Annotated in this window: 22 protein-coding genes; 13 read left to right on the top strand and 9 right to left on the bottom strand. The window is 67.4% G+C overall.

Annotated elements, in window-relative coordinates; translation table 11 throughout:
• Positions 1-194 precede the first annotated feature (194 nt).
• The gene (locus AVKW3434_RS17750) at positions 195-1,901 is read right to left on the bottom strand and encodes an electron transfer flavoprotein-ubiquinone oxidoreductase (protein ID WP_284406895.1); all 1,707 of its coding nucleotides are present in this window, start codon (positions 1,899-1,901) and stop codon (positions 195-197) included.
• Positions 1,902-2,040: 139 nt separating this feature from the next.
• Here AVKW3434_RS17750 and AVKW3434_RS17745 point away from each other — a divergent pair, with 139 nt between their 5' ends.
• From AVKW3434_RS17745 to AVKW3434_RS17725, 5 genes are all read left to right on the top strand, one after another.
• On the top strand, positions 2,041-2,823 hold the full coding sequence (locus AVKW3434_RS17745; RefSeq protein ID WP_272563733.1) for an SDR family oxidoreductase: 783 nt from the start codon (positions 2,041-2,043) through the stop codon (positions 2,821-2,823).
• Positions 2,824-2,833: 10 nt separating this feature from the next.
• Positions 2,834-3,751, top strand: coding sequence for a DMT family transporter (locus tag AVKW3434_RS17740; protein WP_284406894.1), 918 nt, complete (start codon positions 2,834-2,836; stop codon positions 3,749-3,751).
• Between the two features lie 154 nt (positions 3,752-3,905).
• Positions 3,906-4,625: an autoinducer binding domain-containing protein gene (locus tag AVKW3434_RS17735; protein WP_284406893.1), complete on the top strand. Its 720-nt coding sequence runs from the start codon at positions 3,906-3,908 to the stop codon at positions 4,623-4,625.
• 256 nt (positions 4,626-4,881) lie between these two features.
• Positions 4,882-6,408, top strand: a complete 1,527-nt coding sequence (katB, locus tag AVKW3434_RS17730; RefSeq protein ID WP_272569385.1) for a catalase KatB — start codon at positions 4,882-4,884, stop codon at positions 6,406-6,408.
• Positions 6,409-6,523: 115 nt separating this feature from the next.
• Positions 6,524-7,168, top strand: coding sequence for an ankyrin repeat domain-containing protein (locus AVKW3434_RS17725; RefSeq protein WP_284406892.1), 645 nt, complete (start codon positions 6,524-6,526; stop codon positions 7,166-7,168).
• Positions 7,169-7,249: 81 nt separating this feature from the next.
• Here AVKW3434_RS17725 and AVKW3434_RS17720 read toward each other — a convergent pair whose 3' ends face one another.
• A complete protein-coding gene (locus AVKW3434_RS17720; protein WP_284406891.1) occupies positions 7,250-8,155 on the bottom strand; it encodes a metal-dependent hydrolase in 906 nt (301 codons plus the stop codon).
• A gap of 338 nt (positions 8,156-8,493) precedes the next feature.
• Between AVKW3434_RS17720 and AVKW3434_RS17715 the strand changes: the two genes are divergently transcribed.
• The gene (locus tag AVKW3434_RS17715; protein WP_284406890.1) at positions 8,494-8,916 is read left to right on the top strand and encodes an acyl-CoA thioesterase; all 423 of its coding nucleotides are present in this window, start codon (positions 8,494-8,496) and stop codon (positions 8,914-8,916) included.
• A gap of 42 nt (positions 8,917-8,958) precedes the next feature.
• Here AVKW3434_RS17715 and garD read toward each other — a convergent pair whose 3' ends face one another.
• From garD to AVKW3434_RS17700, 3 genes are all read right to left on the bottom strand, one after another.
• Positions 8,959-10,554, bottom strand: coding sequence for a galactarate dehydratase (gene garD, locus AVKW3434_RS17710; RefSeq protein WP_284406889.1), 1,596 nt, complete (start codon positions 10,552-10,554; stop codon positions 8,959-8,961).
• 78 nt (positions 10,555-10,632) lie between these two features.
• Positions 10,633-11,787 carry an L-talarate/galactarate dehydratase gene (locus AVKW3434_RS17705; protein WP_284406888.1) on the bottom strand — a complete coding sequence of 385 codons (1,155 nt, stop codon included), beginning with the start codon at positions 11,785-11,787 and terminating at the stop codon, positions 10,633-10,635.
• Positions 11,788-11,845: 58 nt separating this feature from the next.
• The gene (locus tag AVKW3434_RS17700; RefSeq protein ID WP_284400249.1) at positions 11,846-12,805 is read right to left on the bottom strand and encodes a Bug family tripartite tricarboxylate transporter substrate binding protein; all 960 of its coding nucleotides are present in this window, start codon (positions 12,803-12,805) and stop codon (positions 11,846-11,848) included.
• Between the two features lie 307 nt (positions 12,806-13,112).
• Between AVKW3434_RS17700 and AVKW3434_RS17695 the strand changes: the two genes are divergently transcribed.
• The gene (locus AVKW3434_RS17695) at positions 13,113-14,120 is read left to right on the top strand and encodes a LacI family DNA-binding transcriptional regulator (RefSeq protein WP_284406887.1); all 1,008 of its coding nucleotides are present in this window, start codon (positions 13,113-13,115) and stop codon (positions 14,118-14,120) included.
• A 125-nt stretch (positions 14,121-14,245) separates the two neighbouring features.
• Positions 14,246-14,908 (top strand): TetR/AcrR family transcriptional regulator, encoded by a 663-nt coding sequence (locus tag AVKW3434_RS17690; RefSeq protein ID WP_284406886.1) that lies wholly within the window; start codon positions 14,246-14,248, stop codon positions 14,906-14,908.
• 33 nt (positions 14,909-14,941) lie between these two features.
• Here the strand turns inward: AVKW3434_RS17690 and AVKW3434_RS17685 are convergent, their stop codons facing one another.
• The 4 genes from AVKW3434_RS17685 to AVKW3434_RS17670 form a co-directional block, all read right to left on the bottom strand.
• A complete protein-coding gene (locus AVKW3434_RS17685) occupies positions 14,942-15,700 on the bottom strand; it encodes a DJ-1/PfpI family protein (RefSeq protein ID WP_284406885.1) in 759 nt (252 codons plus the stop codon).
• Positions 15,701-16,101: 401 nt separating this feature from the next.
• Positions 16,102-18,006 carry a multicopper oxidase family protein gene (locus tag AVKW3434_RS17680; RefSeq protein ID WP_284406884.1) on the bottom strand — a complete coding sequence of 635 codons (1,905 nt, stop codon included), beginning with the start codon at positions 18,004-18,006 and terminating at the stop codon, positions 16,102-16,104.
• Positions 18,007-18,246: 240 nt separating this feature from the next.
• Positions 18,247-18,819 carry a peroxidase-related enzyme gene (locus AVKW3434_RS17675; RefSeq protein ID WP_284406883.1) on the bottom strand — a complete coding sequence of 191 codons (573 nt, stop codon included), beginning with the start codon at positions 18,817-18,819 and terminating at the stop codon, positions 18,247-18,249.
• Between the two features lie 50 nt (positions 18,820-18,869).
• Positions 18,870-19,625: an IclR family transcriptional regulator gene (locus tag AVKW3434_RS17670; RefSeq protein ID WP_284406882.1), complete on the bottom strand. Its 756-nt coding sequence runs from the start codon at positions 19,623-19,625 to the stop codon at positions 18,870-18,872.
• 195 nt (positions 19,626-19,820) lie between these two features.
• On the opposite strand from AVKW3434_RS17670, the gene AVKW3434_RS17665 reads away from it, so the two are divergent.
• The 5 genes from AVKW3434_RS17665 to AVKW3434_RS17645 all read left to right on the top strand — a co-directional run bounded on the left by AVKW3434_RS17665 (position 19,821) and on the right by AVKW3434_RS17645 (position 24,508).
• Positions 19,821-20,828 (top strand): Bug family tripartite tricarboxylate transporter substrate binding protein, encoded by a 1,008-nt coding sequence (locus AVKW3434_RS17665; protein WP_284406881.1) that lies wholly within the window; start codon positions 19,821-19,823, stop codon positions 20,826-20,828.
• 48 nt (positions 20,829-20,876) lie between these two features.
• Positions 20,877-21,785: an amidohydrolase family protein gene (locus AVKW3434_RS17660; RefSeq protein WP_284406880.1), complete on the top strand. Its 909-nt coding sequence runs from the start codon at positions 20,877-20,879 to the stop codon at positions 21,783-21,785.
• Between the two features lie 19 nt (positions 21,786-21,804).
• Positions 21,805-22,824 (top strand): Bug family tripartite tricarboxylate transporter substrate binding protein, encoded by a 1,020-nt coding sequence (locus tag AVKW3434_RS17655; RefSeq protein WP_284406879.1) that lies wholly within the window; start codon positions 21,805-21,807, stop codon positions 22,822-22,824.
• 62 nt (positions 22,825-22,886) lie between these two features.
• On the top strand, positions 22,887-23,573 hold the full coding sequence (locus AVKW3434_RS17650) for an RraA family protein (RefSeq protein WP_284400217.1): 687 nt from the start codon (positions 22,887-22,889) through the stop codon (positions 23,571-23,573).
• On the top strand, positions 23,570-24,508 hold the full coding sequence (locus AVKW3434_RS17645; RefSeq protein ID WP_284406878.1) for an NAD(P)-dependent oxidoreductase: 939 nt from the start codon (positions 23,570-23,572) through the stop codon (positions 24,506-24,508). The genes AVKW3434_RS17650 and AVKW3434_RS17645 overlap by 4 nt, the downstream gene beginning before the upstream one ends.
• Positions 24,509-24,636 lie beyond the last annotated feature (128 nt).

The following is a 24,636-nucleotide window of genomic DNA, read 5'->3' as shown; positions in this document are numbered from 1 at the left end:
GGGGTCTCCTGCTTCGATGGCGTGGTGGGTTTCGATACTGCGCTGCAGTGCGCGGCGCGGAAAGGCCAGACAGTCTCGCCCGCAGGGCAGGGCGACCCTGTAGGCGCGTTCCTGCAAAGGCCGTCGGAATCCCCACGAAAAAAGGGCCTGCAAAGCAGGCCCTTCGGGTCGCCCTGGCGAGGGCGGGGGAGGCATCACATGCCGGAGTAGTTCGGGCCTCCGCCCCCTTCGGGCGTGACCCAGACGATGTTCTGCGTCGGGTCCTTGATGTCGCAGGTCTTGCAGTGCACGCAGTTCTGCGCGTTGATCTGCAGCCGCTGGGCATCGCCCCCCTTGGCCTCGTCGGGCACGAACTCGTACACGGCGGCGGGGCAGTAGCGCGCCTCGGGGCCGGCGTACTTGGCGAGGTTGATGTTGACCGGCACGCTCGGGTCCTTGAGCGTCAGGTGCGCCGGCTGGTTCTCGGCATGGTTGGTGTTGCTGATGAACACGCTGGACAGCCGGTCGAAGGTGAGCTTGCCGTCGGGCTTGGGGTACACGATGGGCTTGCACTCGGCCGCGGGCTTCAGGTAGGCGTGGTCGGGCTTGTCGCGGTGCAGCGTCCAGGGAATGTTGCCCTTGAGCACGAACTGCTCGATGCCGTTCATGAGCGTGGCGGTGGCCAGGCCCTTCTTGAACCACGCCTTGAAGTTGCGCGCCTTGTTCAGCTCGGCGTAGAGCCAGCTCTTTTCGAACGCCTCGGGGTAGGCCGTGAGTTCGTCGTGCTGGCGCCCCGCATGCACCGCGTCGTAGGCCGCCTCGGCCGCCAGCATGCCGGTCTTGATGGCCGCGTGGCTGCCCTTGATGCGGCTCACGTTGAGGTAGCCCGCCTCGCAGCCCACCAGCGCGCCGCCCGGGAACACCGTCTTGGGCAGCGACAGCAGGCCGCCGGCCGTGATGGCGCGTGCGCCGTAGCCGATGCGCTTGGCCGGCTTGATGCCCTTGGCCTCGTCGCCTTCCAGGTAGTAGCGGATGTTGGGGTGGGTCTTCCAGCGCTGGAATTCCTCGAACGGGCTCAGGTAGGGGTTGGAGTAGTCCAGGCCGGTGATGAAGCCCAGCGTGACCTTGTTGTCCTCGGCGTGGTAGAGGAACGCGCCGCCGTAGGTGTCGCTGTCCATGGGCCAGCCGGCCGTGTGCATGACGAAGCCGGGCTGGTGGCGCTTGGGGTCGATTTCCCAGAGTTCCTTCACGCCGATGCCGTAGGCCTGCGGGTCGCGCCCCTGGTCCAGCTTGAAGCGGCTGATGAGCTGGCGGCCCAGGTGGCCGCGCGCGCCCTCGGCGAAGATCGTGTACTTGGCGTGCAGCTCCATGCCCAGCTGGAAGTCGGCGGTGGGCTCGCCTTCCTTGCTCACGCCCAGGTTGCCGGTGGCCACGCCCTTGACCGAGCCGTCTTCGTTGTAGAGCACTTCGGCGGCCGGAAAACCGGGGAAGATCTCCACGCCCAGGTTCTCGGCCTGGGTGGTGAGCCAGCGCACCACGTTGCCCAGGCTCACGATGTAGTTGCCGTGGTTCTGAAAGCACTGCGGCAACAGGAAGTTTGGGGTGCGCCAGGACGACTTTTCGCCCAGGAAGATCATGGCGTCGTCGGTGACGGGCTGGTTGAGCGGCGCGCCCAGTTCCTTCCAGTTGGGGATCAGCTCGGTCAGCGCCTTCGGGTCCATGATGGCGCCCGACAGGATGTGCGCGCCGGTCTCGGAGCCCTTTTCCAGCACCACCACCGAGATGTCCTGGCCTTTTTCGGTGGCGAGCTGCTTGAGCCGGATGGCGGTGGCCAGGCCGCCGGGGCCGCCGCCGACGACCACCACGTCGTACTCCATGGCTTCGCGGGGGCCGTGTTGGGCGAGGATTTCTTCTGGGGTCATGGGTGTCTCGTGGTGGTTTGATAATGGGTGATCCGCCGCGGGCGACTGGCCTGCGCGCAGTCCGTCGGTCGGACAGATTGTATTCACGGAAAACCGACAATCGAACGATCGTTCTATTTTCTGACAAGAGAGACATCCCATGGCTTACAGCATCGATTTGGAAGGGCGCGTCGCCTTCGTGACCGGGGCATCGAGCGGGCTCGGCGCCCAATTCGCCCGCACGCTGGCCGCCGCCGGGGCGGGCGTGGTGCTGGCCAGCCGGCGCGTGGAAAAGCTCAAGGAGCTGCGCGCGCGCATCGAAGGCGAAGGCGGCGACGCCCATGTGATCGAACTGGACGTGACCGACCACGACTCCATCAAGGCGGCGGTGGCCCACGCCGAGACGGAGATGGGCTCCATCGACATCCTGGTCAACAACTCGGGCGTCTCCACCACCCAGCGCCTGCAGGACGTGGAGCCCGAGGATTTCGACTTCATCTTCGACACCAACGTGAAGGGCGCCTTCTTCGTGGCGCAGGAAGTGGGCAAGCGCATGCTGGCGCGCTCGCGCGGGGCGGCGCCGGGCAGCTTCACCGGCGGGCGCATCATCAACATCGCCTCGATGGCCGGCCTCAAGGTGCTGCCGCAGATCGGCGCGTACTGCATGAGCAAGGCGGCCGTGGTGCACATGACGCGGGCCATGGCGCTCGAATGGGGCCGCTTCGGCATCACGGTGAACGCCCTGTGCCCGGGCTACATCGACACCGAGATCAACCACCACCACTGGCAGACCGAGCAGGGCCGCAAGCTCCTGGACATGCTCCCGCGCAAGCGCGTGGGCCAGCCCAAGGACCTGGACGCGCTCATCGTCATGCTGGCCAGCGACCAGAGCCACTTCGTGAACGGCGCGGTGATCGCCGCCGACGACGGTTTCGCGGTCTGACCGCCGGCCGATGCTGACCGGAATCCTGGCAGGGCTCGCCGCGGGCGCGCTCTGGGGGCTGGTGTTCGTCGCGCCGCGCATGGTGGCCGGGTTCGCGTCGGTGGACCTCACCGCCGGCCGCTTCGTGGCCTACGGCGCCATGGCCGTGGGCATGCTGCTGTGGGGCCTGCGCCCCGGCACGCGCCCGGCGGTGCGCTGGCCGACGGCCCGCCAGGCCGGGGCCGCCCTGGGCCTGAGCGTGCTGGGCTTCACCGGCTACTACCTGCTGCTGGTGCTGGCGATCCGCGATGCGGGGGTGGAGGTGCCGGCCCTCATCATCGGCACCATTCCAATATGGGTGATGCTGCTGGGCAAACCGAAGGGGCTGCGCTGGGCGGCCCTGGTGCCGGGGCTGGCCCTGACCCTGGCGGGCCTGGCGCTGATGGCGTTCGCGCCGCACGGCGAGGGTGGATCGCCGGCGGCGGGCGGCGGTGCGTATTGGTGGCGCGGCATCGGCATCGTGCTGGTGGCGCTGGTCTTCTGGACGGCGTTCGCCATCCTCAATTCGGCCTGGGTGCAGCGCCACCCCGAGGTGGGCGCGACGCAATGGGCCAACTGGCTGGGCGTGGCCACGGGCCTGGGTGGATTGCTGCTGTGGGGGGTGAAGGGCACGCCCCTGGCAGAACTGGCGGCGCAGCCGGGTTTCGGCGCCTTCGTGCTGGTGTGCCTTGCGATCGGGCTGGGCGCGACCTGGCTGGCCACCATCCTCTGGAATGTGGCCAGCCAACGCCTGTCCGCCAGCCTGTGCGGCCAGCTGATCGTGAGCGAGACCCTGTTCGCTCTCGTCTATTCGTTCGCCTGGGACGGCCACTGGCCTGCGCCTGCCCAATGGGCCGCGTGCGCCATGTTCACCCTGGGCATTCTGGCCACCATCCAGGCCCACCGCTGAGTCCTGCCCGGCCCCGCCACGCGTCCGTGGATTCGGGCCGGGTTATGCGCGGTTTTCATATTGCGCATCCCAATCGGCATGGCGAAAGGGCGCCCTCCCAAAACATTGCTGGGTAGACTGATTAATAAATAGTTAATCAAAAAAAGGGGTGGTGATGGCAGCACAGTCTTGGCAGCGGGAGGTTTCCGAATGTTTCTCCAATGAGACCTGCAAGAACAGAATCTTCAGCAAAATCAAGTCCGCGGCGACGGAATTGGGTTTCGAGCGATGCGCGTATACCCTCTACATTCCCGTCCCCATCTCCCGCCCGCAGGTGGTCCAGGTGGACGATTTTCCGGAAGCGTGGCAAAGGCGATATTCCGTCGCCGAATACCACCATATCGACCCCACCGTGGCCCATTGCCGCAAATCCGAGCGGCCCGTGGTCTGGAGCGACGAGCTTTTCGCCTCGGCGCCCGAGCTGTGGCGTGAAGCGCAGTCCCATGGGCTGAAAGTCGGCTGGTCACAGGCCAACCAGAGCGCGGGCAGCCTGCGCGGCGTTCTGACCCTGGTGCGCTCCCGTATTCCCCTGGCGGAGGAGGAACTCAAGGCGAACGAGCCCCGCATGTCGTTCCTTGCAAGCGCCTCGTACGAAGCCATGGGCCGCGCGATGAAGGCTTTGCACGGCACCCGCCAGAAGGCGTTCCTGACCCCGCGCGAGCTGGAGGCCCTCAAATGGACGGCGGACGGGAAAACCATGGCGGATATTGCGCAGATTCTGGACGTGTCCGAAAACACGGTGCGGTTTCACCTCAAGAACGCCACTGCCAAACTGCAGACGCCCAACAAGACGGCGGCCGCGGTCAAGGCGGCGTTGCTGGGCTGGCTGGACTGACGGCAATTAACCGAAAGACCCCGGAAAGCGCTTCGGATATGTAATAAAAAGCGACCGGCGGGGTGTTTCGATTCGTAGATTGCTATTTTTTTAATAGCGCCCGTCCGCGCGCTTTCCGGCATTTACTGCACTCCATCCAAAGGGTTGTGAGGGGCCCATCGGCAATATTCATCGCGGCCATAGCCAAACCCCTCTTGTGAGCGACATTCCGCCACGTGGATCATTCGATTCCCTTAACGACTGGAGCGGAGTTTCCATGACAACCAGAAAAATCTTCACCGCAGCGCTGGTGCTGCAAGGCGCGCTGGTAGCGCCAGCGGCGTTCGCCCAATCCGCCCTCACGCGCGACAACGGCGCCCTGGTGGGCGACAACCAGAATTCGCAGACCGCCGGCCCGAACGGCCCCACCTTGCTGCAGGACGTGCAGCTGATCCAGAAGCTGCAGCGCTTCGACCGCGAGCGCATTCCGGAGCGCGTCGTGCATGCCCGCGGCACCGGCGTGCGCGGCGAGTTCGTGGCGACGGAAGACCTCTCTTCGCTGACCCAGGCCAAGGTGTTCAGCGCCGGCGAACGCACCCCGGTGTTCGTGCGGTTCTCTTCCGTGGTGCACGGCAACCATTCCCCCGAGACGCTGCGCGACCCCCGCGGCTTCGCCACCAAGTTCTACACGAGCCAGGGCAACTGGGATCTGGTGGGCAACAACTTTCCCACCTTCTTCATCCGCGACGCCATCAAGTTTCCAGACATGGTGCATGCGTTCAAGCCGGACCCCCGCACCAACCTGGACGACGATTCCCGCCGCTTCGACTTCTTCTCGCACGTGCCGGAGGCCACGCGCACGCTCACGCTGCTGTATTCGAACGAGGGCACGCCCGCCGGCTACCGGTTCATGGACGGCAACGGAGTGCATGCCTACAAGCTGGTCAACAGCCAGGGCCAGGTGCACTACGTGAAGTTCCACTGGAAGAGCCTGCAGGGGCTGAAGAACCTGGATCCCAAGCAGGTCGCCGCCGTCCAGGCCAAGGACTACAGCCACATGACCAACGACCTGGTCAATGCGATCAAGCAGGGCGATTTCCCCAAGTGGGACCTGTACGTGCAGGTGCTCAAGCCCGAGGACCTGAACAAGTTCGAGTTCAACGCGCTGGACGCCACCAAGATCTGGCCCGATGTGCCTGAGCGCAAGATCGGCCAGATGGTGCTGAACAAGAACGTGGACAACTTCTTCCAGGAAACCGAACAGGTCGCCATGGCGCCCGCCAACGTCGTGCCGGGCATCGAGCCCTCGGAAGACCGCCTGCTGCAGGGCCGCGTGTTCTCGTACGCCGACACGCAGCTTTACCGGGTCGGCACCAACGGTCTGAGCCTGCCGGTGAACCGCCCCCGCGTCGGCGTGAACAACGGCAACCAGGACGGCACGCTGAACTTCGGCCAGACGACCAGCGGCGTGAACTACGAGCCCAGCCGCCTGGAGCCCCGCCCGCAGGTCTCGGCGGCGCGCTACAGCCAGTTGCCGCTGTCCGGCACCACGCAGCAGGCCAAGATCGGCAAGGAGCAGAACTTCAAGCAAGCCGGTGACCTGTACCGCAGCTACGGCAAGAAGGACCGCGAGGACCTGATCCAGAGCTTCGGCGAATCGCTGGCCGGCGCCGATGCCGAGAGCAAGCACATCATCCTGTCGTTCCTGTACAAGGCCGATCCCGAGTACGGCACGGGCGTGGCCCGCGTGGCCAAGGGCGACCTGGCCCGCGTGAAGCAACTGGCCTCCGCGCTGCAAGACTGACGCGGAAATGCGATGCGCGCGGGTGGCCGTCCTGGCGCCCGCGTGCTGCATCCATCGAGGGGCGCCGCTGGTGGTGCCCCTCCCAAGACCGTCCCCCCATTCCAAGGAGATCGGCATGTCCCTTTCCCATCGATCGCGCCCCTGGGTGCTGGCAATGCTGTGCGTGGGCGCGATGGCGGCTGGCGCAGCGGGTGCGGCCCCCAGTGCGGTCCCAGGCACGGCAGCGGCTGCATATGCGTCGCCACCCGCAGCCGCGGCGGGGGCCGAGCCGGCAGCCCCGGCCGATCCGGCCCAGGTCCAGCGGCAGTTGCGCCGCTATTTCTTCGATGCGGCCCGCGAGGGCCGGCGCGACATGCTGGGCGAGTTCATCGCCGCCCGCTACGACCTCAATGTTCGCGATGAAAAAGGTTACACCGCGCTCATCCTGGCGGCCTACCACGGGCACCGCGAGGTGGTGGAGCAGTTGCTCAAGGCCGGTGCCGACCCCTGCGTGCAGGACCTGCGCGGCAACACCGCCCTGATGGGCGCGATCTTCAAGGGCGAGGTGGCGATCGCGCGGCGGCTGGTGCAGGCCGACTGCGCCCCCGATCAGCGCAACAACGCCGGCCAGACCGCCGCCATGTACGCCGCCCTGTTCCAGCGAACCGAACTGCTGCAGGCCCTGGCGGCCAAGGGCGCGGACCTCGGCGCCAAGGACGCGCGGGGCAACGATGTGTCGCAGCTGCAGCGCGGCGAATTCGCCGGTTCACCCGCGCGGTGAGCCTTTGCAGGGTTTCAAGCCAAATCGCCCTCCAGCGCAATGGGAACTAGGGCGTGTTGCTATAAAAATAATAGTGCCGAATCAGCCGCGCCCCACCACGCGAAAGCGCTCGGCGTTCGCCTGCAGCCATTGCTGGGCCAGCGCCTCGGCCGTGGGCGATGCGTGCTCCTGATCGGGGTGGAAGTCGCTGCGCAGGTAGCGCACCAGCGCCGGCAGCGAGCGCCAGGCCACGCCATCGCGCCCCCAGAAGAACCGCAGCGCACTCCAGGCCGTGGAGGGGCGCCACAGCGTGCCGTCGCGCTGCAGGTTCAGTACCGTCTGGCGCATCGCATCGACGGTGAACACCAGCGCCACATACAAGTACCAGCGCACCCGCCAGGCGTTGCTGCCGCCCGCGGCGCGGTAGAGATCGAAGGCGACGGCACGGTGCTCGGTCTCCTCGGCGGCATGCCAGCGCCACACGGTCTGCAGCGTGGCGTCGGCGCCATCGAGCCAGCGCGCATGGCGCAGCGTGCCGTCGGCCAGCAGGGCCGTGAAGTGTTCGTAGGCGCAGGTGACCGCCAGGGCGTGCAGCGGATTCTTGGTGCGCAGGTGCAGGCGGGCAATGCGTCCGCGCGCCCAATGCTGCCAGTGGTTCTGCAGGCCCTGGCGCTCCAGCTCGGCGTTGTAGAGCCCGTGCAGATGCCGGTGCGTGGCCTCCTGCCCGATGAAGCCGCGCAGCAGGGCCTGGAAGCGGGTGGCCAGCGGCCCATGGGGATTGCCCAGCAGCGGCGTGGCATCGCGCACGGAATCGATGAAGAACTGCTCGCCCACCGGAAAGCTCATCGACAGCGCATTGAAGAACTGCGTGCGGAAGGCATCGCCGCCGTGCCAGTGGCGGGCGAAGCCCTTTTGCAGGTCCACTTCGAGCTTGCGCACGGGGAGGGTGGCTGCGGCGGCGGCTGCTGCGGCGGGCGCGGGGTCGGGGGAGGCGGGGATCTCGGACATGGGAGGCGGCTTTCCAGAAACGGCGGTGGCCCGGCAACGCCGCCGGGCTCCGTTTCTGAGGATTATTCAGTTTTAGAGCGCGCGCGCTACTCGCCTCCTGCTCAGGTTTTTCGGGTTGGTTGGATCGCCTGGAACAAGGCCCCGGGACCGTGTGGATGCTGCGTTTCAGCCGTGGGCCGGTCGTGCGACCGTCTCGCTTTGGCCGCCATGCTCATGTTTGGGAAAAGGTCGCTGTGCAGCGACTGCCGTGCGATACGCTGTGCGGGTGGACGCTAGTCTTCGCCGGGCCGTCTGCAGCGCGTTCCGCCCCGCACGCCCGGCACCAACCGAGGCCGCCGATGAAGATCGAGATTCCCGAAGCCAAGACCCTCGTGCACACGATGCGCTTTCCCGTGCGCTGGGGCGACATGGACGCCATGGGCCATGTGAACAACACCGTGTACTTTCGCTATCTGGAGACGGCCCGCATCGACTGGCTGGTCGCGGCGGGCTGCAACCCCGACCCGCAGGGCCAGGGGCCAGTGATCGTGAATGCCTTCTGCAATTTCTACCAGCAGCTCGAATACCCGGCCGAGGTGCTGCTCAAGCTCTACGTGAGCGACCCGGGGCGCACCACGTTCGAGACCTGGGGCACCATGGAGCGCGCGGACCAGCCCGGCGTGGTGTGCGCGGCCGGCGGTGCCACGACCATCTGGGTGGACTTTCCGCGCAAGAAAGCCGTGGACCTGCCGGCCTGGGTGCGAGCGCTGGTCGGTGGGTAACGCTGCCGTCATCGCGTTCGACGGCCGGGGCCGCCGGGCCGCTCAGGTCACGGGCGCGGGATTGAACAGCACGAGGGCGTTGTGCAGCTTCCAATGCTCGGCCCAGGTCTTCTTGCGCCCGCTGGCCACCTCCAGCATCAGGTGGAACATCTCCCAGCCCACGTCCGCGATGGTCGCCTGCCCGTCCGCGATGCGCCCGGCGTTGATGTCCATCAGGTCGTGCCAGCGCCGCGCCAGGTCGCTGCGCGTGGCCACCTTGATCACCGGCACCTCGGCCAACCCGTAGGGCGTGCCCCGCCCGGTGGTGAACACGTGCAGGTTCATGCCGGCCGCGAGCTGCAGCGTGCCGCAGATGAAGTCGCTGGCCGGTGTTGCGGCATACAGCAAGCCTTTCTGCGTGGCCTTGTCCCCGGGCGAGACCACACCCGAGATCGGGGCGCTGCCTGATTTGACGATGGAGCCCATGGCCTTTTCCACGATGTTGGACAGGCCGCCTTTCTTGTTGCCCGGCGTCGTGTTGGCGCTGCGGTCCACCCGGCCCTTGTCCAGGTAGGCGTCGTACCAGGCCATCTCGCGAATCATGGCCTGGGCCACTTCCGGGGTGCTGGCACGCGAGGTGAGCTGGTCGATGCCGTCGCGCACCTCGGTCACTTCCGAGAACATGACGGTGGCGCCCGCCCGCACCAGCAGGTCGGTGCAAAAGCCCACGGCCGGGTTGGCGGTGACGCCGCTGAAGGCGTCGCTGCCACCGCACTGCACGCCGACCACCAGCTCGGCGGCGGGCACGGTCTCGCGGCGGCGGGCGTTCAGGCGCTCCAGGTGCTTTTCCGCCTGCCGCATGACGGAGTCGATCATGGACATGAAACCCACGTGGGCTTCGTCCTGCAGGCAGACCACGTCCAGCTTGGGCTCGGCGCTGGTGCCCACGTCGGCCACGCTGCGCTCGTCCACCAGGGGGATGCTGCCCGGGGGCAGCAGGCGCTCGGGCTGGAGCTTCTCGCAGCCCAGGCTGACCACCATCACCTCGCCGCCGAAGTTGGGGTTCAGGCTGATGTTGCGCAGGGTGCGGATGGGAATGACGGCGTCCGGCGCGTCGATAGCGACGCCGCAGCCGTAGGTGTGCTCCAGCGCCACCACGTCGTCCACATTGGGAAAGCGGGGAAGCAGTTCGGCCTTGATGCGCGCGACGGCGAATTCGGTGACGCCGGCCACGCACTGCACGGTCTGGGTGATGGCCAGGATGTTGCGGGTGCCCACCGATCCGTCTGCGTTGCGGTAGCCCTCGAAGGTGTAGCCGGTGAGCGGGGGCAGGGGCTCGGGGCGCACGGTGGCCAGGGGCAGGCCCTCCAGCGACAGGGCCTCGGGCATGTGCAGCAGGCGCTCGTGCACCCAGCTGCCGGCGGGGATGGGCTGGATGGCGTAGCCAATGGGCACGTTGTAGCGGCGCACGGCGGCGCCCTGTGGGATGTCTTCCAGGGCGACCTTGTGGGCCTGGGGCACGCGGTCGACAAGCGTCAGGCCCGAGGCCAGCACCGTGCCTGCGGGCAGGCCCCCGTCGTTGGCGACGATGGCCACGTTGTCGGCCGCGTGCATCTGCACGGTCAGGGGCGGGCGGGTGGGTGAAGCGGAATCGGTCATGGGGCGGTCGTCGTGGGTGGGGCGATGTTCTGGGGGCTTTGCATGCGGCATGCCGCTCGATTGTCGATGGCGCCGGGCTCACGCGCGGGTGCCGAACTCCGCTGTTTCGCGCGTCCAGCCGCGGGCCTGCTCGCTCAGGCTCAGGCCGAGGCCCGGGCGCGTGGGCACCATCATGCGGCCGTCGCGGATTTCCAGGCGCTCGTTGAACAGCGGCTCGAGCCAGTCGAAGTGCTCGACCCAGGGCTCGGTGGCATAGACCGCGCCCAGGTGCACGTGCAGTTCCATCGCGAAGTGCGGGCCCAGGCTCAAGCCCGCGTGCTCGGCCTGCGCGGCGATCTTGAGGAACGGGGTGATGCCCCCCACGCGGGGTGCATCGGGCATGAGGTAGTCGGCCGCGCGGTGGCGGATCAGCTCGCCGTGTTCGGCCGCGCTGGTGAGCATCTCGCCGGTGGCGATCGGCGTGTCGAACTGGGCGGCGAGCGCGGCGTGGCCTTCGAAGTCATAGGCGTCCAGCGGCTCTTCGATCCACACGAGGTTGAAGGGCTCGAAGACGCGGCACATGCGCTGCGCGGTGGGGCGGTCCCACTGCTGGTTGGCATCGACCATGATGGGCATGGCATCGCCCAGGTGCTTGCGGACCGCCTCCACGCGCTGGATGTCGAGCGCATGGTCGGGCTGGCCCACCTTCAGCTTGATGCCGCCGATGCCCCGCTCGCGCGAGGCGCTGGCGTTGCGCAGCAGCTGGTCCAGCGGCGTGTGCAGGAAGCCGCCCGAGGTGTTGTAGCAGCGCACCGAGTCGCGCTGCGAGCCCAGCAGCTTGGACAGCGACAGGCCCGCGCGGCGCGCCTTGAGGTCGTACAGCGCCACGTCGAAGGCGCCGAGGGCCTGCACCGCCATGCCGCTGCGCCCTACCGACGCGCCGGCCCAGCAGAGCTTGGTCCACAGACGGGAAATGTCGCTCGGGTCTTCACCCAGCAGCGCCGGCGCGACCTCCCGGGCGTGCGCGAACTGCCCCGGCCCGCCCGCCCGCTTGGAGTAGCTGAAGCCCAGGCCCCGGTGGCCGTCCTTGCTCTCGATCTCGGCGAACAGCATGGCGATCTCGGTCATGGGCTTTTGCCGTCCGGTCAGCACCTTGGCATCGCTGATGGGGTTGGCCAGGGGCAGGTAGCACGACGAGATGCGGACCCAGGCGATGCTGTCGCTGAAAGAGGAGGGAGACGAGGAAGCGGTCATGGTGCAGTGCAGGTCATTCGGGCAAAACGGGGCGCAGGCCAGGCGGGGCGGATGGGGGTCAGTCGATCGAAATCTTTCCGGTCTCGATCACCTTCTTCCAGCGGGCGAACTCCTGCTGCTGGAAGGCAGCGAACTGCTCGGGCGTGTTGGTGACCATCTCGAAGCCGATCGACGTGAACTGCTCGCGCACCTTCGGATCCTTGAGCGCCTCGACGAACGCCGCATGGGCCTTTTCGCGCACGGCGGGTGGCAGCCCCTTGGGTGCGACGATGGCCTGCCAGGAAGCGACCTCGACATTGGGCACGCCCGCTTCGGCCAGCGTGGGCACGTCGGGCAGCACCGGAGAGCGCTTGGCGCTGGTGATGGCCAGCGCGCGCATCTTGCCGGCCTTGATGTATTGCGACACGGCGTTGATGTTCTGGAACGAGGCATCCACCTGACCGCCGATCAGGTCGGTGTGGGCCGGCGCGCCTCCCTTGTAGGGAATGTGCACGCCCTTGGTGCCCGTCTGCTGCCAGAACAGCTCGGCGGTGAGGTGGTCGCTCGACCCGTTGCCGGCCGAGGCGAAGCTCATCTTGCCGGGGTTGGCTTTTTCGTAGGCGATGACGTCCGCCACGGTCTTGTGCGGAGAATTGGCAGGCACTACCAGCACGTTGGGCGACTGCACCGCCACGGTGATCAGGTCGAAGCCATGCAGCGCGTCGTACTGCAGGCCCTTGAGCAGGTGCGGCACGATGACCAGCGGGCCCAGGGAGGTCACGAGGAAGGTGTAGCCATCGGGGGCCGCCCGTTGCACGAACGTGGCGCCGATCGTTCCCGTGGCGCCGGGCTTGTTGTCCACCAGGAAAGACTGCTTGAACTTCTCGGTCAACCGGGGCCCCACGGCGCGTGCGACCTGGTCGGTCGATCCGCCGGGCGGGAAGGGCACGACCAGGGTCACGGGTTTTTCGGGCCAGGCCTGTGCCTGGGCGCCGAGGGCCAGAATGCCGAGGGAAATGGCTGCCAGGAATCGTTTCATGATTTGTCTCCTTGATGGAAATGCGAACGTTGTCATTTTTGGTTGGAAGGTGAGGCACCGCCAAAAACATTACAGGATCGACATGTTTTTATGATTTTTCCAGGTGCGCTGTGTGCGCGCATTGGAAATGATATCGTTATCATTTCCGGCCGGCAAGCTTTTCTGTTGGGGGTTTTCCCCTTGTCCGTGGCTGCCGCTGGCGTCCGGGACGTGCTCTGGAATGCAGCGGTGCACTGGCCACGGGCGGTGGCGTGGAATGCGGTATGGTCCTCGTCTTTCGCCCGATCGGTGTGCTCCGAAACCCTCCATGAACGCCCCCTCCAACTTCAAGGCGGCCACGCTTCACGACGTGGCCAAGGCCGCTGGCGTGTCGTTGATCACCGCCTCGCGTGCGCTGAGCAATCCGGGGGTGGTGTCCGAGAAGACGAAGGCCCGGGTGCAGCAGGCCGTCGAGGCCACGGGCTACATCCCCAACCTGTTGGCAGGGGGGCTCAAGTCCCGCCGCAGCCTGATGGTGGCGGCTGTGGTCCCGGCGCTGTCGGTGTCGCAGTTCCTGCCCACCGTGCAGAGCCTGACGACCACGCTGGCTGCCGAGGGGTACCAGCTCATCCTGGGCCAGACCGCCTACGACGCCGAGCGCGAGGAGGCCGTGCTGAACACCATGATCGGCCGCCAGCCCGACGGGCTGGTGATGACCGGGCTGGTGCAATCGCAGCGCGCGCGCGACCGACTGCGCCGATCCGGCATTCCCGTGGTGGAAACCTGGGACCTGAGCGACCGCCCCGTGGACATGGTGGTGGGCTTTTCGCACCTGAAAGTGGGCAGCGCGGTGGCGGGGTTCTTTCTGTCCCGGGGCTGGCAGCGCGTGGGAATCGCCACGGGCGGCGACCACCGTGCCATGCTGCGCCGCGAGGGTTTCGTCGCCACCCTGGGGCGGGACGTGCCGACCGCCACGGTGCCCGCACCCAGCAGCCTGGCGCTGGGGCGAAGGGCCCTGGCGGAGCTGCTGGCGCAAGAGCCGCGGCTGCAGGCCGTGTCGTGCAGTTCGGACACGCTGGCGCACGGCGTGCTCGTCGAGGCCTCGGCCCGCGGCCTGCGGGTGCCGCAGGACCTCGCCATCTGCGGCTTCGGCAATGCCGATTTCAGCGAGCACATGCTGCCTTCGATTACCACCGTGCATGTCGATGGCCCGGAGATCGGTCGGCTGTCGGCGCAACTGGTCATCGACCGCTGCCGCGGCAACGCGGGCCCGCAAACCATCTTCGATCTGGGCTTTCGCCTGATTGAGCGGCAATCGACGGCACCCGCCGGCTGAAGGGGCGGATGGTTGGGTCAGGTGACGCTCGCACCCTTGCCGCCGCCACCATTTCTGAGCACCATTCACATTCAGTTTCCGGGGCTTGGCCCTGCCGTGCCGCGTCCACCGCTCGAAAGCCGCCTTTGAAGAAATCTCCATCCCCCGACAGCTCCTCCGGCATGCGCCGCCAGCCCACGCAGGCGCGGGCGCGCCAGACCATCGAGGCCATCTTCGGCGCCACCGCCCAGATCGTGGAAAAGGAAGGCGAGGAGGGCGTCACCACCAACAAGGTCGCGCAGGTGGCAGGCTTTTCCATTGGCACGCTCTACCAGTATTTCCCCTCGAAGGAGGCCATCGTGCTGGCCATGGTGGAGCGCGAGCGCAACCGCGTGCAGCAGCAATTGCGCGAGCTGTTGGACGAGGCCGTGGCCCAGCGGCGTGAGGTGCGGGCCGTGCTGCGCGACGTGGTTCGGCTGTTGGTGGCGGCCTTCGGCACCGGCGGCCATTCGCGGGTTCGGCGCGGCATGGTGCGGCTGGGCTGGCGCATCGACCACCACGACCGCGTGACGGCCGCGCTGCGTGAAGGGGCGGAGCGCAATGCCCTGGCGCTGGCCCGCCTGATCGAGGTGGGCGATACCTCGGTGCGCGCTCCCACGCCGGCCATGATGTTCGTTGCCACGCGCGCCATCATGGGCGCCATCCGCAGCGCCGCGCTGGAGGACTCGCCCCTGCTGGGCCAGCCCGCGTTCGAGGACGAACTGGTGCGCATGCTGTGGGGCATGTTGCGCGCCGACGCGGGGGATTAGCGCCACCCCCTTTTGCTGCCGTCGGCAGAGGACTCAGGAAGAAGGCACCGCAGCCTGCTGGGGGTAGAAGATGGGTTGCGCCGGATCGCGGTGCCAGTCGTACTCGGCGGCGAGGGCGGCCGTTTCGGCCACGGCACGGCCAGCCAGGCGAGCAACCAGGTGCCAGGCCATGTCGGTCCCTGCGGACACGCCCGCCGAGGTCACGTACTTGCCCGCGTCCACCCAGCGCGAAACGTTGTCCCACAGCACCGCGGGACCGAAACCCGCCACCCAGCCGAAGGCCTGGTGGTTGGTGGCGGCCGGCCGCCCATCCAGCACGCCGGATTGCGCCAGGATGGCCGCGCCGGTGCAGACCGAAGTGACCACGGCCACGTGCTGGTCCATGGCCTGCACCCATTGCAGCAAGGCCTGGACGGCTGCGGTGTCCGGGTCCATCAGCAAGGTGCCGACCCCTTGTCCGCCGGGAATCATGAGCAGGTCCAGCGGCTGCTCCAGCGCCTCGTCGCGGAACAGATCCGGCGCCACGCGGGGGCCGTTGAAGCTGGCCACCGGCCCGGGAACCGGCGCAGGGCTGGCACCGTTCGCGGCCGGCCTGCACTCGTTGGAGATCAGCACGATCTCGAACGGCAGGGCCGGCGCGTTGGCATAGGAGGTGCCGATGAAGCGCGCGATGGAAAACGCCTCGATGAAGCCCCACACGTCGAGCGGCTCGAACTGGGGAAACACCAGGATCCCGATGCGTTGGGTGCGTGGAAAGGCCGTGGCAGGTGTGGAATGGGATGCTGCAGGCATGGTCATTTGGTGGGAAAGAGTTCAATGGCAAGGGCGGCTCGCCCGCACTCGTGGGGGCTGCCGTCGATGGGAAAACCGATCAGAAGGCAGGCCGGCTGCCCAGCCGGGGCAGGGGGGCATCACCTGCCAGGGAGGCGAGAAACCACTGGCTGCGCTGTGGCTGCGCCGCGGTGAAGGGGCGCAGTGGGTGCACCGCGAAGCGCGGTGATCTCCCGTCGGCCACGCGCGTTCCCGGACGGGCAGATGCGGTCGATGTTGCCGGTGCATCATGAAGATCAGGTCCCCCGGGGCATCAGGCCCGAGAACGTGGTGATGGCCGGCGGCGACCGCGGATTTCAGTGCGTTTCTCTTGCTGATCATGTGGAGGTTCTCCGGTGTCGGGGGGGCGTCGGGCCGTGAGGTCAGTGGTGGCCCTTGCTGGCCCCGCCAGCGCCGTCCGGCAGGGCCACCCGCACGATCTGCATCATTCCCTGGTCTTCGTGGTCCAGGATGTGGCAGTGCAGCACGTAGTCCCCGATGTAGCGCTGGTAGCGCGTTCGCACGATCAGCGTGTACTTGCCGTTGGGCTTTTCCTTGGTTGCGATGTTCTTCACCCAGAGCGTGTCTTTCCACACGCCCTTGAGAGCGCGGTATTGCGGGTCGACGGTGCCGTCCGCCTTGTCGTCGCCATCCGGTCCGGACACGTCCTTGCCGTCCGGGTCGAGGATCTTGACGATCTGGAACGGGTTCACATGGATGTGGAACGGATGGCTCACGAAGTCCGATTGCAGCGTCCATTCATCCACCCCGCCCAAGGTCAGCACGCGGTCGATGCGGTTCGGATCGAAGGGCTTGCCGTTCACCTGGAACTGGATCGGTTGGGCGTTCAGGTCGATGTTGAATGCGAGGGTCTGCGTGCCCGTGACTTCGCTGTCCTGCACGGTGGGGTGGGGCACGAAGCTGGTGAGCTTCAGTCCATCCTTCAATTCAGCGCTGACCTGGGCCCGCACGTCCGAGGGCAGGTTGACGACGGCAGCCGCGGCCAGTTCCGCTGCAAGGTACGCCGAAATGTTCTGCGGAACGGGATTGCCGGGGGCGACCTTGCTCACGGTGCCCAGCAACTGGCGCGACGGGGGCGCCTGGTTCACGCTGGCCGAAGCGGGTGAGGCGGCGTCGATCACGCAGTAGTCGCCTGCCTCGGGAAACACCATCAGGGTGTCCCAGCGGTAAGCCGGCTGATACACCGTCTGCGTGCTGGGGATCGCCGCAGCGGTGGTCAGCCCGTCGGCTGCGATCAGGTGCTGGGGCAGCGGGGCGCCCGTGCAATTTTGTTCGATGTAGGCATCGTGCTCGCTGGCGCGCAGCGCCTGTGCGCTGCGTGCGCCCGGCCGCAGCTTGCGGAATTCCAGGTTGATGGTGTCGCGCACGCCGCCATGGATGGTGCGCCAGCGCTCGATCTGCCCGGCCTTCGCGCCCTCGAAGGTGGGCAGCACCTCACCGTTGATGCTGGTGTAGCGCCCGGAGGCCGGCCAAGACCCGGGGCCGAACTGGTCCTTGTCCTCCTTGTCCACGGCCTTGTAGTGCTCGATGCCACCGACGTCGCCTTCGTTGCAGCGGTAGGTTCCGTCCGGGTTGAACTGGATGCGGTTGTTCTTGTCGCGGCAGGCGTACTGGATCTGCTGCAGCACCAGCACCCGTTCCTTGAACGATTGGCGGGCGGTGGGCCGCAGCAGGGTGTCCACATCGCCCGTCTGCGTGGGGGTGGGCGGCCGGTCGCCGCGGATGACGAGGGCACCCGCCATGCCGCTGGCCACCTGCAGCGCGGTGGAGCCATGGCGGTGCGTGTGGTACCAGAACGTGCCGGCGGGATGGTCCGAGGGAATGTTGTACTCGTACTCGAAGCTCACCGTTGGGTTGATGGAGATCAGCACGTTGTCGCCATTGCCTGCCGGGTTCACCCATAGGCCGTGGGTGTGCAGGTTGGTCCCGTTGAAGCAGTGCGGCGTATTGACCCCGTCGGTGAACGTGGTGCAGCTCGGGTCGGGCGGCAACTGGTTGTTCAGGCGGATGCGGATGGTGTCGCCGGGGCGGATCTCCAGCATGGGCGAGACGAAAGGCGCCTTGGGATCGACGCGGGTGCCCTGGTAGCTGCGCAGGCGCACCTTGTCGAAGCGCTGCTCGGCCGGGTTCCAGAGCTTGCCGTCGGTGTAGACGACGTTCAGGTCCAGCGAGGCTTCGTGGGACACCGCGCGCGTGGCCGGGCCCGCTGCGAGTTGGAGCCTGCGAGGCGCCTTGCGCTGCAGTTCCAGCAGGGGTGGGTTGGACACCCGCCGCGGAGTGTCTGACTGCGCCTGTGCGGGCAGTGCGACGGTGCACGCCAACGCCGTGGCAAAGGCGGCTGCAGACGCAGACGCGCACGCATTCCGAAACGCGAGTTCCATGGTTTTCCTCCCCCTCTTGCGGGTATTGCAAAGCCGAGGCGGCTGCTGGCTGCAGCTCTTGCCGTGTGATTGCTTTGTCCCAGTATGGCGGAGGCGCCTGGGGCGGGTCAACGCATTTCGACGGTGCTATTTTTGGCGCGGCACGCGGCCCATCAGGTAGAACTCGGGATTGGGCTGCATGCCCGCGAAGCTGGCCATGCGGTTCGACAGGCCGAAGAACGCGGTGATGGCCGCGATGTCCCAGATGTCCTCGTCGTCGAAGCCGTGGGCGTGCAGGGCGGGGAAATCCGTTTCCTCGATGGCATGCGACTGGTTGCACACCTTCATCGCGAAGTCGAGCATGGCCCGCTGGCGCGCGCTGATGTCGGCCTTGCGGTAATTGACCGCCACCTGGTCGGCCACCAGCGGCTTCTTTTCGTAGATGCGCAGGAGGGCACCGTGCGCGACCACGCAGTAGAGACACTGGTTGGCGGCGCTGGTCGTGGTGACGATCATCTCGCGTTCGCCCTTGGTCAGGCTGCCTTCCTCCTTGAGCATCAAGGCGTCGTGGTAGGCGAAAAACGCACGCCATTCGGCGGGTCGCCGCGCAAGTGCCAGGAACACGTTCGGCACGAAGCCGGCCTTTTCCTGCACTTCGAGAATGCGGGTGCGGATGTCGTCGGGCAGGGCGGCGAGGTCGGGGAAGGGGTAGCGGCTCAAGGGTTGTCTCCGTTGTGTTGTGGCTGGCGCGAATAGCCGCCTGCAACTTATCACGGATGCCACTGGGTCGCGCGCATCCCTGTGGAGGAGGGTGGCGCTGAACTGCCCGCCAGCGCATAGGACAGCCGTGTGGCCGCTGCAGTGACCGTCTTGGCCAGCGCCTGCAGACGGGCTTCGGGCAGGCGTGATTCCGGCCCCGATATGCACACCGAGCCCATCAGCCGCCAATGCATGCCGAACACGGGCGCAGAGACGGTGGCCACACCGTGCTCCCGCTCGCCGATGGACCAGTGGTAGCCACGCTGGCGGATGTCTTCGTAGTCCGCGCCGGGCTCGCCCGAGAACGCCAGGATCACGCGTCCCGGCGAGCCCTTGTCGAGCGGCAGGCCTTCACCCATGCGGGCATGGTGGCGCAGCGCCTGCGGACCCTCCACCCGCACGAGGCAGGTGCGCACATTGCCTTCACGCACATAGAACGCCGCGCTTTCGCCCGTGGCCTGGGTGAGCTCGCGCAAGGCAGGCTCCAGCACGTTCTGCACGTCGAACCCCGCCTGGTAGCGCGCCCCCAGCCAGCCCGCCGCCAGCCCGAGGCGCCAGTCGCCGTCCTCGCGCTGCACCATGAAGCCGGACTGCGCCAGCGTGCGCGCCAGGCGCAGCACCGTGGTCTTGTGCAACCCGCAGCGGCGGCTCAACTCTGCGAGCGGCAGATGCGATTCGCCCAGGGAGAACGCTTCCAGCAACTGGAGGGCGCGTGTCACGGCGATGACCCCGCCGGTTTCTTTGGCGGTGGCCGAAGAGGAGGACATTGGGGCGGCGGATACGGCATCGCCAGGCCCCTGCGGCGCTGCGGAAGAGGCCTTTGGCCTGCCGCTTGTTGCGTTGCTCATGGTGCAATATGTTTCGCTGTATGAAACTGTATTGTATGGGTTGAAACGTTTTCGTAAAGTCTTGGCAACGCCTGAGAACAAGGCGCGACAGGTCCATCACAACGGAGACAAACCATGCCAACTTTCTCGCTGACCCGGCGCGCCCTGGGCGCACCTTTGTCCATCGCCCTGCTGGGCATCGCGGCAGTGGCCTTTTCCGCCGGCACTGCGCAAGCGCAGTCCGGCTACCCGAACAAGCCGATCCGCCTGATCGTGCCGTTCCCGCACGGCGGCGGCACCGACATGATCGCGCGCACCGTGGCGCAGAAGCTGACCGAGCAGCACAAGTGGAACGTGGTGGTGGACAACCGCCCTGGGGCGGGCGGCAACCTGGGTGTGGATGCCGTGGCCAAGTCGGCCCCCGATGGCTACACGCTGGTGATGGGGCAGACCAGCAACCTGGCCATCAACCCCTCGCTGTATGCCAAGCTGCCCTACGACCCCTTGAAGGATCTGGTCCCGGTGGCGCTGGTGTCGTCGGCTCCCATCGTGATGGCCGCGCCCGCCAACTCGCCTTACAAGACGTTCGCCGATGTGGTCGCCGCCGCCAAGGCCAAGCCGGACGGCATCACGCTGGGTTACTCCGGCAACGGCACCGTCGCCCATCTGGCCGGTGAACTGGCAGAGAACGCCGCCGGCATCAAGTTGCGCCACGTGCCTTACAAGGGCGCGGCCCAGGCCATGACCGACCTGGTGGGCGGGCAGATCGACCTGTACATGTCGGCCGTGCCCACGCTGCTGGGGCAGGTGCGCAATGCCAAGCTGCGTGCGGTGGTGATCACGTCGCTCAAGCGATCCGACCAGTTGCCGCAGACGCCCACGCTGGCCGAGTCGGGCTACAAGGATTTCGAGGCTGCTTCCTGGTATGGCGTGCTGGCCCCGGCCGGCACGCCCGCCCCCATCGTGCAGCAGTTGAACAAGGCCATCAACCAGGCGCTGGCGCAGCCCGACGTGGCGGAAAAGCTCCGCTCCGAAGGCGGTGATGTGCTGGGCGGCACCCCCGAAAAGTTCGGCGCTCTGCTGAAGTCCGAAGTGCCCCGCTGGGCCAAGATCGTCAAGGATTCGGGCGCCAGCCTGGATTAATGCGGCGCCCTGCAAAGCCCCGTTTCCCACGCCCATCGAGCCCTCGCCATGCACCGCGAAAGCTTTGCCACGCCTGTGCGTTTCTCGGCCGGTAGCGCCGCGCCGCGCACGGTGCTGCCGAAAGACGCCTGCGACTGCCACGTCCATGTCTATGACGGCTGCTTTCCCGCGGCACCGGACGCCAGGCTGCTGCCGCCGGACGCCTCGGCGCAGGACTACCGCGCGCTCCAGCATCGCATCGGCACCGCGCGCTCCGTGCTGGTCACGCCCTCGACGTATGGCACCGACAACCGCTGCATGCTCGAAGGCCTGGCGGCGCTGGGCCCGCAGGCGCGCGGCGTGGCCGTGATCGACGGCCACGAGAGCGACGCCCAACTGCAGCGCCTGCATGACGCCGGCGTGCGCGGCGCACGCCTGAACCTGTCGCTCGGCGTGTCTGGCACCGTGCAATCGCTGACGCCGCTGGCCTGCCGCATCGCGCCGCTGGGCTGGCACCTGCAATTGCTGATGGCCCCGGATCTGCTGGCGGCGCAGGGCGAGGTGCTGCGCCGGCTGCCCGTTCCATTGGTCTTCGACCACTTCGGCCGCATTTCGCCGGCGCAGGCCGGGCAACACCCCGCACACGCGCTGCTGCAGGACCTGCTGCAGCGCGGACAGGCGTGGATCAAGCTGTCCGGCGGCTACATCGTGAGCGAGCGCCAATCGACCGAAGACCCCGCCCTCGATGCGCTGGCCGCGAGTTACCTGCGCTGCGCGCCCGAGCGCGTGGTCTGGGGCAGCGATTGGCCTCACGCCACCGCATCGTTCGGTGCGCACCCCATGCCGGACGACGCGCGACAGGTGGATCGGCTCGTGGACTGGGCCGGCCAGAGCGGCGATGCGGCCACCCTGCATCGCGTGCTGGTGGACAACCCCGCCGCGCTGTACGGCTTCACGCCGCCTTCCTCCTTTGCCTGACCAAACAAGAGACAAGCACATGACCACCTCGATCCCTTCCTCTCCGAAGACCCGCCTCGCACGCCGCAGCCTGCTGGCCGCTGCAGGCGCCGCGCTGCTCGGCCCGTTGCTCACCCGCCCCGCGCTGGCCCAGGGCGACTGGCCCGCCGGCAAGATCATCACCTGGGTGGTTCCGTACCCGCCGGGCGGCAGCACCGATGTGCTCGGCCGCAACGTGGCGCAGCGCGTCGGCGCGGCACTGGGCACGAACGTGATCGTGGACAACAAGGCCGGTGCCACGGGCACCATCGGCGCGGCGTTCGTCGCCAAGGCGCCGCCGGATGGCTACACCCTGCTGGGCACTTCCATCGGTCCCCAGGCCATTGCGCCGCACCTCATGGGGAGACTGCCCTATGACCCGATCGCCGGTTTCGAACCCGTGATCACCATCGGCACCATTCCGCACATCCTCGTGGTCGGCGCCAACCAGCCGTTCAAGACCGTGGCCGATCTCGTGGCTGCGGCCAAGGCGCAGCCGGGCAAGCTCGCCTTCGCCTCCGGCGGCAACGGCACCATCCTGCAGATGCAGGGGGAGTTGCTGCAGCAGCAGACGGGCGCGCGCTTCATCCACGTGCCGTACAAGGGCGACACCCCGGCGCTGCAGGACACGCTGGCCGAACAGGTGCAATTCATGTTCGCGCCTGCCGCCGCTGCATTGCCGCACGTGCAGGCGGGCAAGCTGCGTGCGCTGGCCGTCACGTCGGCGCAGCGCCTGAAGTCCCTGCCGACCGTGCCCACCATGGGCGAGGTCGGCATGAAGGACTTCGTCGTGGAGCAGTGGCAGGCCGTGTTTGCACCAGCCAAGACCCCCGCCGCCATCGTGCAGCGCCTGAATCAGGAGATCAGCAAGGCGCTGAAGGACCCGGGCGTGGCCGCGCTGGCCGACAAGCTGGGCGTGACGTTGGTCGGCGGCACGCCCCAGCAGCTGGGCGACCTACAGAAGGCCGACTCCGCCAAGTGGGCCAAGGTCATTCAGGACGGAAACATCAAGGCCGAGTGAGCTCGCTGCAGGCCAACGTTTTCTTCCGTTTTTCTTTTTCCTCCCAACTCACTGGAACCACCATGAGCCAACTCCCAGAAGTCATCCGTGACATTGAGCGCGTCAGCGCCGAGGTCGTCGCTAAGGCCGCGACCTTCCAGGCCGCCATCCTGGCCGATGTGGCCGGACGCCGCGGCACCCTGCATGCCCGCGTGGCGCCCGTCCACCAGGACATGAAGGTGGCCGGCCCAGCCTTCACGGTCGAAGTGCGCCCGGGCGACAACCTGATGATCCACGCGGCCATCGCGCTGGCGAAACCGGGCGACGTACTGGTCATCGACGGCAAAGGCGACCAGACCGCCGCGCTCATGGGCACGCTGATGCTCAGCGCCTGCAAGAAGATTGGCCTGGCCGGCGTGATCGTGGACGGTGCGATCCGCGACAAGCTGGAACTGCTGGAACTCGGTTTCCCGGTGTTCAGCGCCGGCTTCAATCCTGCCGGCCCCACCAAGTACGTGCCGGGCCGCATCAACCATCCCATCTCGGCCGGCGGCGCAGTGGTGAACCCGGGCGACCTGGTGGTGGGCGATGCCGATGGCGTGGTGGTCATCGAGCGTGCCAAGGCGCCCGCCATGATGGCGCTGGCCGACAAGAAGGTGGCCGATGAGGCCGCGCGCATCGAGGCGATTGCCCGTGGCGATACGGCCTCCAAATGGCTGCCCGCCGCGCTGCGCGCCGCCGGCGTGCTGAAGGAAGGGGAATCGCTGTGAGCGCCATCCTCGTGACCGGCGCCGATCTGGCGCAGCAGGCACTCGATCTGCTTCAGGATTTCGAGATCGTCTATGCCGGCAAGACACCCACCGAAGACGACCTGGTGGCGCTGTGTCGGCAGCATGACCCGGTGGCCATCATCGTGCGCTACGGCAAGGTGGGCGCCGCCGTGATGGACGCGGCGCCATCGCTCAAGGTGATCTCCAAGCACGGCAGCGGCACCGATACCATCGACAAGGTGGCCGCCAAGGCCCGTGGCGTAGAGGTCGTGGCCGCTGCAGGTGCCAACGCCGCGGCGGTGGCCGAGCAGGCGCTGGCCCTGTTGCTGGCCTGTGCCAAGTCGGTGGTGCAACTCGATGCCCGCATGCACGCCGGCCACTGGGACAAGGCCACGCACAAGAGCCTGGAACTGGGTGGGCGCACGGTGGGCCTCGTGGGCCTGGGCGCCATTGGCCTGCGCTTCGCCAGGATGGCCGATGCGCTGGGCATGCGCGTGATCGGCTTCGATCCCTTCGCCAAGGACCTGCCAGCCTTCGTGCAGAGCGTGGACCTGGCGACGATCTGGCGCGATTCCGACGCGATTTCGCTGCACTGCCCGCTGACCGACGAGAACCGCGGCACGCTGAATGCCGCCACGCTGGCACAGTGCAAGCGCGGCGTGATCGTGGTGAACACCGCGCGTGGCGGACTCGTCGACGAAGCTGCCCTGCTGGCTGCCGTGCGATCGGGCCAGGTGATGGCGGCGGGCCTGGACAGCTTCGCCGTGGAGCCCATGGTGGCCAACCACCCGTTCCAGGGCGAGCCACGCTTCATCCTGAGCCCACACATCGGCGGCGTGACGGGCGATGCCTACGTGAACATGGGCGTGGGGGCTGCCAAGAACCTGCTGGAGGTGTTGGCCCGCGCCCCGGCTGCCGTTGCCGCAGCCTCGTAACCAAGACCCGAGGCTGGGCACGCCAGCGTTGCGTGTCCGCTTTTCCCCGACCAGTGTGGGATGCCGGTTGCGCCAGAACAAGAAGCCGCCGCCAGTGCGGCCCCTGACAGGAGACATTCAATGAGCGA

The sequence above is a fragment of the Acidovorax sp. SUPP3434 genome (genome assembly GCF_030159015.1).
Classification (GTDB): Bacteria; Pseudomonadota; Gammaproteobacteria; order Burkholderiales; family Burkholderiaceae_C; genus Paracidovorax.
This window is presented reverse-complemented; position numbering and strand designations above follow the sequence as displayed.